The sequence below is a fragment of the Pseudonocardia kunmingensis genome (assembly GCF_006716445.1).
In the GTDB taxonomy this organism is placed as follows: domain Bacteria; phylum Actinomycetota; class Actinomycetes; order Mycobacteriales; family Pseudonocardiaceae; genus Pseudonocardia; species Pseudonocardia kunmingensis.
The window spans coordinates 250,886-264,354 of record NZ_VFPA01000001.1; the positions used below are offsets into that span (position 1 = coordinate 250,886).

13 protein-coding genes are annotated in these 13,469 nt (G+C 73.1%); 8 read left to right on the forward strand and 5 right to left on the reverse strand.

Features of this window, described 5'->3' with window-relative positions; translation table 11 throughout:
* Window positions 1–64: 64 nt before the first annotated feature.
* Window positions 65–1,711 carry a LuxR C-terminal-related transcriptional regulator gene (locus FB558_RS01130; protein WP_142047258.1) on the forward strand — a complete coding sequence of 549 codons (1,647 nt, stop codon included), beginning with the start codon at window positions 65–67 and terminating at the stop codon, window positions 1,709–1,711.
* Window positions 1,712–1,716: 5 nt separating this feature from the next.
* On the opposite strand, the gene FB558_RS01135 is transcribed toward FB558_RS01130, so the two are convergent.
* From FB558_RS01135 to infC, 4 genes are all read right to left on the reverse strand, one after another.
* A complete protein-coding gene (locus FB558_RS01135) occupies window positions 1,717–2,553 on the reverse strand; it encodes a TrmH family RNA methyltransferase (protein WP_142053505.1) in 837 nt (278 codons plus the stop codon).
* The gene (rplT, locus tag FB558_RS01140; protein ID WP_142047260.1) at window positions 2,550–2,927 is read right to left on the reverse strand and encodes a 50S ribosomal protein L20; all 378 of its coding nucleotides are present in this window, start codon (window positions 2,925–2,927) and stop codon (window positions 2,550–2,552) included. The genes FB558_RS01135 and rplT overlap by 4 nt, the downstream gene beginning before the upstream one ends.
* Window positions 2,928–2,977: 50 nt before the next feature.
* Window positions 2,978–3,172 (reverse strand): 50S ribosomal protein L35, encoded by a 195-nt coding sequence (rpmI, locus tag FB558_RS01145; RefSeq protein WP_142047262.1) that lies wholly within the window; start codon window positions 3,170–3,172, stop codon window positions 2,978–2,980.
* Between the two features lie 74 nt (window positions 3,173–3,246).
* Window positions 3,247–3,822: a translation initiation factor IF-3 gene (gene infC, locus FB558_RS01150; protein ID WP_246106468.1), complete on the reverse strand. Its 576-nt coding sequence runs from the start codon at window positions 3,820–3,822 to the stop codon at window positions 3,247–3,249.
* A 400-nt stretch (window positions 3,823–4,222) separates the two neighbouring features.
* On the opposite strand from infC, the gene FB558_RS01155 reads away from it, so the two are divergent.
* From FB558_RS01155 to FB558_RS01185, 7 genes are all read left to right on the forward strand, one after another.
* On the forward strand, window positions 4,223–4,759 hold the full coding sequence (locus tag FB558_RS01155) for a hypothetical protein (protein WP_142047264.1): 537 nt from the start codon (window positions 4,223–4,225) through the stop codon (window positions 4,757–4,759).
* A gap of 65 nt (window positions 4,760–4,824) precedes the next feature.
* Window positions 4,825–5,685: a DUF4097 family beta strand repeat-containing protein gene (locus tag FB558_RS01160; RefSeq protein ID WP_142047266.1), complete on the forward strand. Its 861-nt coding sequence runs from the start codon at window positions 4,825–4,827 to the stop codon at window positions 5,683–5,685.
* Between the two features lie 11 nt (window positions 5,686–5,696).
* On the forward strand, window positions 5,697–6,641 hold the full coding sequence (locus FB558_RS01165) for an ATP-binding cassette domain-containing protein (RefSeq protein ID WP_142047268.1): 945 nt from the start codon (window positions 5,697–5,699) through the stop codon (window positions 6,639–6,641).
* Window positions 6,638–7,408, forward strand: coding sequence for an ABC transporter permease (locus FB558_RS01170; RefSeq protein ID WP_142047270.1), 771 nt, complete (start codon window positions 6,638–6,640; stop codon window positions 7,406–7,408). Before FB558_RS01165 ends, FB558_RS01170 begins: the two co-directional genes overlap by 4 nt.
* Before the next feature lie 19 nt (window positions 7,409–7,427).
* A complete protein-coding gene (locus FB558_RS01175) occupies window positions 7,428–8,630 on the forward strand; it encodes a cytochrome P450 (protein ID WP_142047272.1) in 1,203 nt (400 codons plus the stop codon).
* 42 nt (window positions 8,631–8,672) lie between these two features.
* Entirely contained in the window at window positions 8,673–9,101 is a 429-nt protein-coding gene (locus FB558_RS01180; RefSeq protein WP_142047274.1) for a MerR family transcriptional regulator, read from the forward strand.
* A 46-nt stretch (window positions 9,102–9,147) separates the two neighbouring features.
* A complete protein-coding gene (locus FB558_RS01185) occupies window positions 9,148–10,125 on the forward strand; it encodes an aldo/keto reductase (protein WP_281288544.1) in 978 nt (325 codons plus the stop codon).
* A gap of 53 nt (window positions 10,126–10,178) precedes the next feature.
* On the opposite strand, the gene uvrA is transcribed toward FB558_RS01185, so the two are convergent.
* Window positions 10,179–13,091, reverse strand: a complete 2,913-nt coding sequence (uvrA, locus tag FB558_RS01190; RefSeq protein WP_142047276.1) for an excinuclease ABC subunit UvrA — start codon at window positions 13,089–13,091, stop codon at window positions 10,179–10,181.
* Window positions 13,092–13,469 lie beyond the last annotated feature (378 nt).

Genomic DNA, 13,469 nt, shown 5'->3' on the forward strand with positions numbered 1-13,469 from the left:
CGGGGCCCCGGCATGGGTGGATCCACCCATTCCCGCCCGGGTCCGAGGGGAGCACCATCAACGGGTGGACGAGGACGCCGCCGAGCTGCTGGCCGCAGGCACCCGCGCGCTGGGCGAGGGCGACTGGGCGGCCGCCCGCACGTGCTTCGAGCGGGCCAACCGACCCGGCTGCGCCGCCGAGGCGCTCGACGGGATCGCCCAGGCACGGTTCACGCAGGGCGACTACGCGGGCGCGATCGAGACCGCCGAGCGGGCGTTCCTCGCCTACCGCGCCCGGGGGCAGGACGTCCGCGCGGCGATGTGCGCCCGGTTCGTCGGCTACCTGTACGGCGTCGTGCACGGCAACCACGCGGCGGCCGGCGGGTGGATGGGCCGGGCGGTCCGCCTGATCGCGGCCGCGGGCGACTGCGTGGAGCGGGCCCGCATCGAGCTCACGCTTGCGGTCGTCACCGACGATCCGGCGGCGCGCGAACGCCACCTCGCGACCGCCGTCGAGATCGCGCAGCGGCACGGCGACGTCGACATCGTCTTCGACGCCATGAGCCAGCGCGGTCTGCACCTCGTCGCGGCGGGCGAGGTCGAGGCCGGGATGGCGATGCTCGACGAGGCGCTCGCGGCGGTCGCCGCCGGCGAGGTGCGCGACGTCGTCTCGGTCGGCGCCATGTACTGCAAGATGCTGCATGCCTGCGAGCTGACCTGCGACGTCCGCCGCGCGGAGGACTGGCTCGCGCTCGCCGACCGCTTCGTCCGGCGGACCGGCCGGATCCCGATCAGCGCGATCTGCCGCACCCACTACGGCGGGGTGTTGACCGCCGCCGGTCGTTGGGTCGACGCCGAGCACGAGCTGCTCACCTCACTGGAGCTGTACGACCGCAGCTTCCGCGCGCTGCGGACGTCGGCCGTCGTCCGGCTGGCGCTGCTACGGGTGCGCCAGGGGCGGTTGGCGGAGACGGCCGAGCTGCTCGCCGACGCCGAGCACGACGGCTACGCCGTCCGGCCACAGGTCGAGCTGCACCTCGCGCGGGGGGAGGGCGAGCTCGCCGCCGCCCGGATCGGGCGGTTCCTGCGCGAGCACGGCGAGTCGGAGCTGACCGCTCCCGTGCTGCTCCTGCTCGTCCACGCCCACCTCGGCCGCGGCGACCCGGAAGCGGCGGCCGCGGCCGCGGGCCGGCTGCACGACCTGGCCGCCGACCGGCCCGCGGGACTGCTCGCCGCGCTCGCCGAGAACGCGGCGGGCCTCGTCGCGGCGGACGGGGACCCGATCGGGCACCTGGAGCGCGCGCTGGCGGCGTTCGGCCGGCTGGGGCTGCCGCTGGAGGAGGCCCGCGTCCGGCTGGTCCTCGCCGCACGGCTGGCCGCCGGGCAACCGGCGCTGGCGCTGGCCGAGGCGCGCGCGGCCCTGGCGCGGTTCCAGTCCCTGGACGCGTCCCGCGACGCCGACGCCGCGACGAGCCTGCTGCGCAGGCTCGGGGTGCGCGGACACAGCGGGCCCCGCGGCGACGGCCGGCTCACCGCCCGCGAGCAGGAGGTCCTGGAGCTGCTCGGGCACGGCCTGTCCAACGGCGACATCGCCGCCCGGCTGTTCGTCAGCAGGCGGACGGTGGAGCACCACGTCTCGAACATCCTGGCCAAGCTCGGGCTGGGCACGCGGGCCGAGGCGGCGGCCCACGTCGCCCGGCGACCGCCGGCACCCGGGGTCCTCCCCCGGTAGCGGGTTCAGGCCTCGCCGCTCCACCGCCGGGCGGCGGCGCTCGCGTACAGGCACACCGCGGCCGCCGTCGCGAGGTTGAGGCTCTCGGCCCGCCCGTGGATGGGCACGCGCACCCGGTGGTCGGCGCGTGCGGCGAGGTCGGCCTGCACCCCGTGCGCCTCGCCCCCGAAGATCCACGCGACGGGTGCGGCGAGCACCGGGCGGGCGGCGGGTTCGTGCAGGTCCAGCTCGCCGCGCGCGTCGGCGGCGACCAGGGTGAGCCCGGCGCCGCGGCAGGCGTCCAGCACCGCGGCGGCGTCCCGGTCGCGCGCCAGCGGCAGGTGGAAGACGCTGCCGGTGGAGGCGCGCACCGCCTTCCCGTTGTGCGGGTCGACGGTGTCACCGGCCAGCAGCACGGCGTCGGCGCCCGCGGCGTCGGCCACCCGGATCACGGTGCCGGCGTTGCCCGGGTCGGCGATGCCCGCGCACACGGCGACGAGCGCGGGCCGCTCCCCCAGCGCAGCGGCCACCGCGACGTCGAGCAGGTCGCACACCGCGACCAGGCCCTGCGGGGTGACGGTGTCGGACAGCGAGGCCGCGGCCCGGTCGGTGACCGGGACGACGCGCGCTCCGGCGTCCCGAGCCGCGGCGACCAGGTCGGGGTGGCGGTCGGCCGCGGCGTCGGTGACGAAGAGCTCGTGGACGCGGGCGTGGCGCAGCGCCTCGCGGACGGCCTGCGCCCCTTCCACGAGGAACCGCCCGGCCCGATCGCGGCCCGTGCGCCGCAGCAGCTTGCGGGCTGCGACGACGCGGGGCGTGCGTTCGGTGCCGGGCGGTTCGGCCTGCGCGGCGTGACCGCTCAGGCGGCGCTCCCGTTCTGGGCGGGCACGTTGGCGCGGGAGAGCTCGACGAGCGCGGTGAACGCGGCCGGGTCGCTGATGGCGATCTCCGACAGGTTCTTGCGGTCGACCTCGACACCCGCGGCCTTGAGGCCCTGGATGAAGCGGTTGTATGTCATGCCGTTGGCGCGGGCGGCGGCATTGATGCGGGTGATCCACAGCTGCCGGAAGTCGCCCTTCTTGGCGCGCCGGTCGCGGTAGGCGTAGTTCAGCGAGTGGAGCATCTGCTCCTTCGCCTTGCGGTACAGGCGCGACCGCTGCCCGCGGTAGCCGCTGGCCAGCTCGAGGGTGGTGCGACGCTTCTTCTGAGCGTTGACCGCGCGCTTCACGCGTGCCATGAGGGTGTGTCCTTACGTCGATCGGTCAGCGGGAGGGGGCCGAGCTCAGCTCAGCGGCCGAGCATCTTCTTGACGCGCTTGACGTCGGCCTTGTTCACGGGCACGACGCCGGAGAGGTCACGCGTCTCCTTGCTCGACTTGACCTCGAGGCGGTGCCGCAGGCCGGCCTGCTGGCGCAGCAGCTTGCCACGGCCGGTGATCTTGACCCGCTTGGCGATCCCGCTGTGCGTCTTGTTCTTGGGCATGACTGTTCCGTTCACCGGTGACGCCCCGGCGGCCCGGGGCGTCGAGTTTGGTCGTTCTGGCCGTTCCCTGGGCCTCAGCCCTGCTGGGCCTCCGCCGGGGCGGCGGCAGCCTTGCGGGTCGGCGGCTTCTTGTTCGGAGCGATCACCATCGTCATGTTGCGGCCGTCCTGCTTGGGAGCCGCCTCGACCGTACCGAGGTCGCTGATGTCCTCGGCCAGCCGCTGCAGCAGCCGGAAGCCCAGCTCGGGGCGCGACTGCTCGCGGCCACGGAACATGATCGTGACCTTGACCTTGTTGCCGCCTTCGAGGAAGCGGCGGACGTGCCCGCGCTTCGTCTCGTAGTCGTGCTTGTCGATCTTCGGTCGGAGCTTCTGCTCCTTGATCGTGGTGAGCTGCTGGTTGCGGCGGGACTCCCGGGCCTTCTGCGCGCTCTCGTACTTGAACTTGCCGTAGTCCATGAGCTTGCAGACCGGCGGGCGAGCCTGAGCCGCGACCTCGACGAGGTCGAGCTCGGCCTCCTGCGCGAGCCGCAGGGCGTCCTCGATGCGCACGATGCCGACCTGTTCCCCGTTGGGTCCGACCAGTCGGACCTCGGGAACGCGGATGCGGTCGTTGATGCGCGTCTCTGTGCTGATGGGGTCTCCTCGTATCGACGTCGTCCGGCGCGACGGAGCGAAGACCCGACACGGTCGAAGCCGATGAGCCTGCAGCTCATCGGCGGACCGGGACCCGGACACCTGAGGTGGCGGGTGGGAGCGGGGCTCCGCTTGTACGCCCTGACACACGTGTCAACGCGAGACAGGGTGGTCGCATTCCGAAGGGTAACAGGTCTCGCGAACGCCCGCCGCACCACGGCAGCCACAGAAGCGGACGCGCCCCGGACTCCCCCATGGTGCCATCCGTGGCACCACCTCGCCCCGGCCGACGCCGGCCCCACTCGCACGTTGGAGCCCTACTGCTGCTACTTGCCACCCTGAAGAGCACTACGGCTCCATGGTGCGAGGAGGGCGGCGCTTGACGTGGTGCCATTGTGGTGCCACGATGGCTCACATGGACCTGACGCCACACGTGGAGCGGCTGCGCTACGAGCTCGGGGTCGCCGCTGATGCCGGCGGGGAGGACGCACGGGCGCTCGCCGAGCGGCTGACCGCCCCGCTGGAGTCCGCCGCGCGGCTGGTGCTGCTGGACGCGCTGTCCGAGGCTGCCGACGAGATCACCCGCGACCTGGCGCCCGGGTCCGTCGAGATGCGGCTGCGCGGGCGCGAGCCCGGCTTCGCCGTCACGCCGCCGCCGGCCGACGAACCCGCCCCCACCGACCACGACGCCGCCGACGCCCCCGGGGGTGGCGCCGGCGGCGTCGCGCCACCTGACGTCGACGACGGTCCGATGACCCGGATCAACCTGCGGCTGCCCGACACTCTCAAGGCCCGGGTCGAGGAGGCCGCGGGCCGCGAGCGGCTGTCGGTGAACGCCTGGCTGGTGCGCGCAGCCGCGGCGGCGCTCACGCCCGGTCACGGTGACGCCGCTCGGCCCCCCGCACGCCGCCCACCGCGTGGCGGCCAGAGCCTCACCGGCTGGGTCCGCTAGCCGACCCGCCGCTCTCCGGCCACTCCGGCCCGACATCCACCACTCCGACGAAGGAGAGCTTCGCCATGCCCACATTCGCCACCCCGGAACCGATCACGCTCACGCTCACGCTCACGCTCGCCGACATCCGGCTGCGGGCGAGCGAGCGCGCCGACACCGTCCTCACGATCGGGCCGCGCGATCCGTCCAGCGCCAAGGACGTCGAGCTCGCGGAGCGGACCCGCGTCGACTTCGCCGACGGCCACCTGGAGATCCACGCTCCGCAGCCGTGGCGCGTGCTCGGCCCGTCCCGGAACGCCGGAGCGCTCGACATCGAGATCGACCTGCCCGCGGGCTCCACCGTGGAGGGCGAGGCGTGGATCGCCGACCTGCACAGCACGGGCGAGCTGGGGCGCTGCCGGTTCGCCACCTCGATGGGCGACCTCACGGTCGACCGCACCGGCCCCGCGACGCTGACCACGAACGGCCGGGTGACCGCGCGGCGGATCGGCGGGACCGCCGAGATCAAGTCCGCCGGCGTCGTGCGCATCGACGAGATCGCCGGCATGACGACGGTCAAGAACCTGAACGGCACCACGCAGGTCGGCCGGGTCGAGGGCGACCTCACCTGCCGGTCCGCGAACGGTGACATCGCCATCGACACGGCGCTCGCCGCCGTGACGGCCACGACCTCCAACGGCGGCATCCGCATCGACGAGATCGTCCGCGGTGACATCACCCTCAAGACCGCCAACGGTCACATCGAGATCGGCATCCGCCCCGGAACGGCGGCGCGGCTGGACGCGCAGACGAAGTTCGGCCGGGTCCGGAACTCCCTCGGCACGGCCGACGGACCCGGCGAATCCGACGAGGTCGCCACCGTCAGCACCCGCACCTCCCACGGCGACATCGTCATCCGGCGCCCCGAGCCCCGCACCACCCGATGAGGAGCCCCGGCATGCCCGTCCCAGCGGCGATCAGCGTGCGCGGCCTGCGCAAGGCCTACGGCGAGAAGGTCGTCCTCGACGGCGTCGACCTCGACGTCCCCGCCGGCTCGATCTTCGCCCTGCTCGGCCCGAACGGCGCCGGCAAGACCACCACGGTCTCCATCCTGGCGACCCTGGTCGCGGCCGACGGCGGAACCGCGCGCGTCGCGGGCCACGACCCCGCCCGCGATCCGGACGCGGTCCGCGCGTCGATCGGGGTCACCGGCCAGTTCTCCGCGGTCGACGGCCTGCTCACGGGCGAGGAGAACCTCGTCCTGATGGCCGACCTGCACCACCTGCCCCGCGCCGAGGGCCGGCGCCGGGCCCGCGACCTGCTGGAGCGCTTCGACCTGGTCGATGCCGCCCGCAAGCCGACGGCCACCTACTCCGGCGGCATGCGCCGTCGGCTCGACCTGGCCATGGGCCTCGTCGGCCGACCACGGGTGCTCTTCCTCGACGAGCCGTCCACCGGGCTCGACCCGCGGAGCAGGCGCGCGCTCTGGGACGTGATCCGCGAGCTCGCGGCCACGGGGGTGACGATCCTGCTCACCACGCAGTACCTGGAGGAGGCCGACCAGCTCGCAGACTTCGTCGCGGTGCTCGACCACGGGCGGATCGTCGCGGGCGGCACCCCGGACGAGCTCAAGGGCCTCGTGCCCGGCGGCCACGTCCGGCTGGTCTTCGCCGACGCCGCCGGGTACGACGTGGCCGCGCGGGTGCTGACCGGCGCCGTCCGGGACGACACCGCGTTGGCGCTGCAGGTGGCCAGCGGCGGCACCGCCTGCGAGATCCGCGACCTGCTCGACCAGCTGGACCGCTTCGGGGTCACGGCCGCCCGGCTGTCCGTGCACACGCCCGATCTCGACGACGTGTTCCTCGCCCTCACCGGACGGCCTGCGGAGGCGATCTCCCGATGACCACCACCCTCGCGCTGCGGGACTGCTCGACGATGCTGCGCCGGCAGCTGCGGCACCTGCAGCGCTACCCCTCGATGACGCTGATGCTCGTCGGGATGCCGGTGATCTTCCTGCTGCTGTTCGTGTACGTCCTCGGCGGCACGTTGGGCGCCGGGCTCGGTGGTGACCGCGGCGACTACGCGTCCTACATCACCCCCGGCATCCTGCTGATGACCGTGGCGACCTCGGTCAGCGGCACGTCCGTCTCGGTGGCCATGGACATGACCGAGGGCATCGTCGCCCGCTTCCGCACGATGGCGATCTTCCGACCGTCCGTCCTGACCGGGCACGTGCTGGCCGGCATGGTCCAGACGCTGCTGTCGGTCGCCGTGGTCGCCTGCGTCGCGCTGCTGGTGGGCTTCCGGCCGGCCGCGAGCGTCGGCGGCTGGCTCGGCGCGCTCGGCGTGATCGCCGTGTTCGCGTTCGCGCTGATCTGGCTCGGCGTCGCGCTCGGCGTGAGCACCCGCAGCGTCGAGACGGCGAGCAACACGCCCATGCCGCTGATGCTGCTGCCCTTCCTGGGCAGCGGGTTCGTCCCCACCGACTCCATGCCGACCGCGCTGCGCTGGTTCGCCGAGTACCAGCCGTTCACACCGGTGATCGAGACCGTGCGCGGCCTGCTCATGGGGACGCCGGTGGGCGGTCACGCCGTCGCCGCACTCGTCTGGAGCGCCGCGATCGCCGCGGGCAGCTACGCCTGGGCCATCCGCCGCTACAACCGCACCTGACCGGATCGGAACCACAGCGATGACTCAGACTTCCGTCCCACGCATCACCACGCTCCCCACGAACCGCCACCCGGATCGGCCGTTCGACCCGCCACCCGAGCTGGCCGCGATCCGCGAGCGGCACCCGCTCGTCCGCATGACCTACCCGGACGGGCACGACGGCTGGCTCGCCACCGGCTACGACGCCTGCCGCGCCGTGCTCGCGGACCGCCGCTTCAGCTCCCGCTACGAGCTCATGCACCTGCCGCTGGCGGTGGACGGCGCGCCGGCGGAGCTGCCGCCGGCCGCCCTCGGCGACCTCACCGGGATCGACGCGCCGGAGCACACCCGCCTGCGGCGCCCGCTCGTCGGCTACTTCACGGTGCGCCGCATGCAGGCGCTCACCGAGCGGGTCGAGGAGATCGCGGCCGCGCACCTCGACGCGATGGTGCGTGGCGGGTCGCAGGCAGACCTCGTGCCCGCGTTCGCGAAACCGGTTCCCGCGCTCGTCATCTGCGAGCTGCTCGGTGTGCCCTACGCCGACCGCGACACCTTCCAGCGCCACGTGTTCACGATCATGGGTGGTCGCAGCACGGCCGAGCAGGTCGGCGCGGCGATGGGCGCGCTCCACGAGTACCTGCTCGGTCTCGTGCGGGCCAAGCGCGCCCGCCCGGCCGAGGACGTGCTCAGCAGTCTCACCGAGACCGACCTGGACGATGACGAGCTCGCGGGCGTCGGCGCCTTCCTGCTCGCGGCCGGCCTCGACACCACCGCGAACATGATCGCCCTCGGCACGTTCGCCCTGCTCTGCGATCCCCACCAGCTCGAGGTGCTGCGCTCGGACCCCGGGGTCGTCGAGCCTGCGGTCGAGGAGCTTCTGCGCTACCTGACCGTCGGGCACACCGGCGTCCGCGCCGCGCTGGAGGACGTCGAGCTCGAGGGCCAGGTGATCCGGGCCGGCGAGTCGGTGACGCTCGCGATGGGGGCCGGCAACCGCGACCCGCGCCGCTGGTCCGACCCGGACGTCCTCGACCTGCGCCGCGGCGCACCCGGGCACCTGGCCCTCGGCCACGGCATCCACCAGTGCCTCGGCCAGCAGCTCGCGCGCGTGGAGATGCGGGTGGCCTTCCCCGCGCTGCTGTCCCGGTTCCCCGGGCTGCGCCTCGACTGCGCGCCCGCGGACGTGCCGACGCGCCCCGACGCGAACATCTACGGGGTCCACGCGCTACCCGTCGCCTGGTAGCTGCTTGCCTTGGAGCGCGCTCGAAGGCTTAGCGTCGTCGGCATGACCGCAACGGTGGACGCCGCGCTGGACCGCCTGAAGAGGCAGGACGCGGCGGTGCCCGACCAGGGCGCGACGCTGACGATCGCCGAGATGGCCGAGCGCACCGGCGTCTCCGCCCACACGCTGCGGTACTACGAGCGGATCGGGCTGCTGTCGGTCGCCCGCGACGGGGCGGGCTACCGGGTGTACACCGCCGCCGACTACGCGCGCGTGGTCTTCCTGAACCGGATGCGGATGACGGGCATGTCCATCCGCGGTCTCCAGCGGTACGTCGCCCTCGTGGAGGAGGGCGAGACCAGCGTTCCGGAGCGGCGGGAGATGATGCTCGCGCACCGCGACGCGATCCGGGCGCAGATCCAGGAGCTCGTGTTCGCCCTCGAGACCGTCGAGTTCAAGATCGCCGCGTACGGCGGCCACCCCGAGCCGTAGCCCGCCGCTCGGCCGCCCCTCTTCCCCTTCACCTCAGGAGACATCCGTGTCCCTACCCACCCGTGCCCTCGGCCCCCTGTCCGTGAGCGCGCTCGGCCTCGGCTGCATGGGCATGAGCTTCGCCTACGGCACGCCCGACCGCGGCGAGGCCGTCACCACCCTCCACCGGGCCCTCGACCTCGGCATCACCTTCCTCGACACCGCCGACATGTACGGCAGCGGCGACAACGAGGAGCTCCTCGCCGCCGTGCTCGCGGACCGGCGCGACGAGGTCACCCTCGCGACCAAGTTCGGCATCCTAACCGGTGAGGACGGCTACCCGCGAGGCGTCGACGGCAGCCCGGGCTACGCGCGCCGGGCGTGCGACGCCTCGCTGCGGCGGCTCGGTGTCGACCACATCGACCTGTACTACCTGCACCGGCCCGACCCGACGGTGCCGATCGAGGAGACCGTCGGCGCGATGGCCGAGCTCGTCGCGGCCGGGAAGGTGCGCCACCTCGGGCTCTCCGAGGGCTCCGCGGAGACGATCCGGCGCGCCGTCGCCGTCCACCCGATCGCGGCGGTGCAGATGGAGTGGTCGGTGTTCAGCCGCGACATCGAGCGCGCCGTCCTGCCTGCGTGCCGGGAGCTCGGCATCGGCCTGGTGCCCTACAGCCCGCTCGGGCGGGGGCTGCTGACCGGCGCCCTGCCCGCTGCGTTCGCCGACGGCGACTTCCGCCGCACCCTGCCGCGGTTCCAGCAGGAGAACCTCGAGCGCAACCTGGAGACCGTCGGGGCCGTCCGGGAGATCGCCGCGTCGCACGGCGCCACGCCGGCGCAGGTCGCGCTGGCGTGGCTGCTCGCGCAGGGCGAGGACGTCGTCCCCATCCCGGGGACGAAGCGCGTGCGCTACCTGGAGGAGAACGCGGGCGCGCTCGACGTCACCCTCACCTCCGCCGACCTCGCCCGCCTCGACGCGCTGCGCCCCGCGGGCGACCGGTATGCGGACATGACCTGGGTGGAACGCGACACCCTCGCCGGGTAGCCGCTGGACGAACGACACCCTCGCCCCATCGGACGAGGGTGCCGTTCGTACGGTCAGCTCGCGGCGGCGGCCCGCTTCCGGCGGGGTGCCTTCGGAGCGGCCGGCTCCTCCGGCGTGACCAGGCCCTTGAGGAACTGCCCCGTGTAGCTCGCCGGGTTGGCCGCCACCTGCTCGGGGGTGCCCTCGGCGATCACCGTGCCGCCGCCCGAGCCGCCCTCCGGGCCCATGTCGATGAGCCAGTCGGAGGTCTTGATGACGTCGAGGTTGTGCTCGATGACGATCACCGAGTTGCCCTTGTCGACCAGGCCGTTGATCACCTGGAGGAGCTTGCGGATGTCCTCGAAGTGCAGGCCCGTGGTGGGCTCGTCGAGGATGTAGACGGTGCGGCCGTTGGAGCGCTTCTGCAGCTCCGACGCGAGCTTGACGCGCTGCGCCTCACCGCCGGAGAGCGTGGGCGCGGGCTGCCCGAGCCGGACGTACCCGAGCCCGACGTCGACCAGGGTGCGCAGGTAGCGGGCGATCGAGTTGATCGGCGCGAAGAACTCGGCCGCCTCCTCGATGGGCATGTCGAGCACGTCGGCGACGGTCTTGCCCTTGTAGTGCACCTCGAGCGTCTCGCGGTTGTACCGGGCGCCCTTGCAGACCTCGCAGGGCACGTAGACGTCCGGCAGGAAGTTCATCTCGATCTTGATGGTGCCGTCGCCGGAGCACGCCTCGCAGCGCCCACCCTTGACGTTGAACGAGAACCGGCCCGGCTGGTAGCCGCGGACCTTCGCCTCCGTGGTGGCCGCGAACAGCTTGCGGACCTGGTCCCACACGCCGGTGTAGGTGGCCGGGTTGGACCGCGGGGTGCGCCCGATCGGCGACTGGTCGACGCGCACCAGCTTGTCGAGGCCGTCGAGCCCGGTGATGCGCGTGTGCCGGCCGGGCACCTGGCGGGCGCCGTTGAGCTTGTTGGCCAGCACGGTGGCGAGGATGTCGTTGACCAGGGTGGACTTGCCCGACCCGGACACCCCGGTGACCGAGACCAGGCAGCCGAGCGGGATGTCGACGTCGATGCCGCGCAGGTTGTGCTCGCGCGCGCCCACGACGGTGAGCCGGCGCTTGCGGTCGCGCGGGCGGCGGATGTCGGGCACCGGGATCGAGCGCCGACCGGACAGGTAGGCCCCGGTGAGCGACGTGTCGTGGGCCTCGAGGTCGGCCACCGTGCCGCTGTGCACGATCTCACCGCCGTGCTCCCCCGCGCCCGGGCCGATGTCGACGGCCCAGTCGGAGGCCCGGATGGTGTCCTCGTCGTGCTCGACGACGATGAGCGTGTTGCCGAGGTCGCGCAGCCGCGTGAGGGTCTCGATCAGGCGCCGGTTGTCGCGCTGGTGCAGCCCGATCGAAGGCTCGTCGAGCACGTACAGCACGCCGACCAGGCCGGACCCGATCTGCGTGGCCAGCCGGATGCGCTGCGCCTCACCGCCGGACAGGGTGCCGGCCGCGCGGTCGAGCGAGAGGTAGTCGAGCCCGACGTCGAGCAGGAAGCCCAGCCGCGCCTGCACCTCCTTGAGCACCCGACCGGCGATCATCGCCTGCCGGGAGTCGAGCACCATGCCGTCGAGGAACTCCGAGCACTCGGCCACCGACATCGCCGAGACCTCGGCGATCGACCGGTCGCCCTGGGTGCGGTGGGCCAGCGTGACGGCGAGGACCTCGGGCTTGAGCCGCGCCCCCTTGCAGGCCGGGCACGGCACGTCGCGCATGTAGCCCTCGTACCGCTCGCGCTGCGACTCCGACTCGGTCTGGTCGAGCCGCCGCTCGAGGAACGGGATGACGCCCTCGAAGTTGGCGTAGTAGGCCCGCTCGCGCCCGTACCGGTTGCGGTAGCGGACGTGCACCTGGTCCTGGCTGCCGTGCAGCACGGCCTTCTGCGCCGCGGCCGGCAGCTTGCGCCACGGCGTGTCCATCCGGAAGCCGACGGCGTGCGACAGGCCCTCCAGCAGCCGCCCGAAGTACTCCGCCGACTGCCCGCCCGCCCATGGCGCGATGGCGCCATCTCCCAGGCTCAGCTCGACGTCGGGGACGACCAGCTCCGGGTCGACCTCCTTCTTGATGCCGATGCCCGTGCACTCCGGGCAGGCGCCGTAGGGCGAGTTGAACGAGAACGTGCGCGGCTCGAGGTCATCGAGCGAGAGCGGGTGGCCGTTGGGGCAGGCCATCCGCTCGGAGAAGCGGACCTCGCGGTGCGGGTCGTCGTCGGGCAGGTCGACGAAGTCGAGCACGACGAGCCCGTCGGCGAGCCGCAGCGCCGTCTCCACCGAGTCGGTGAGCCGCTGCTTGGCCGACCCCTTGACCGTGAGCCGGTCGACCACCACGGAGATGTCGTGCTTCTCCTGCTTCTTCAGCTTCGGCGGGTCGGTGAGCGGGTGCACGGTGCCGTCGACCATCACGCGCGAGTAGCCCTGCGACTGCAGGTTGGCGAACAGGTCGACGAACTCGCCCTTGCGCGTGCGCACCACCGGCGCGAGCACCTGGAAGCGGCTGCCCTCGTCCATGGCGAGGACCTGGTCGACGATCTGCTGCGGCGTCTGCTTCTCGATCACGTGCCCGCACACGGGGCAGTGCGGCACGCCGGCCCGGGCGTAGAGCAGGCGCAGGTAGTCGTAGACCTCGGTGATGGTGCCGACCGTGGAGCGCGGGTTGCGGTTGGTGGACTTCTGGTCGATCGAGACGGCCGGTGAGAGCCCCTCGATGAAGTCGACGTCGGGCTTGTCCATCTGCCCGAGGAACTGCCGCGCGTAGGCAGACAGCGACTCGACGTACCGCCGCTGGCCCTCGGCGAAGATCGTGTCGAACGCGAGGCTGGACTTGCCCGAGCCGGAGAGGCCGGTGAACACCACGAGGCTGTCGCGCGGCAGGTCGAGGTCGACGCCGCGCAGGTTGTGCTCGCGGGCGCCGCGTACTACCAGACGGTCGGCCACGGTGGGGAGCCTCCTACAGATGCGAGGTGGAGGGCCTTCCGGAGGCCCTCGTTCCATGCTAGGCGCGACCACCGACAGAACCGGCGCGGCAGCCGGCGGCCCGGCGAGCGGCCGCTCCGGGGAGCCGGGCAGCCACCACGAGGATCGCACGCACGTTCGAACGGCCGTCGACCGGGTCGGCACTGCCACCCGCCCCTCGCCGACGCACCCTTCTGATCGCCACGAGCCGCACACCAGCGCGGCGCCGACCGCAATGACGTGCGGCTCGAGAGGATCTCCCCGCACTGATCGTTCCGAGCCGCGCGCCAGCGCCTCGGCACGACAACAGCGCGCGCTTCGGAAGGATCAGCCGGGCATGATCTGCGCGAGCCGCACACC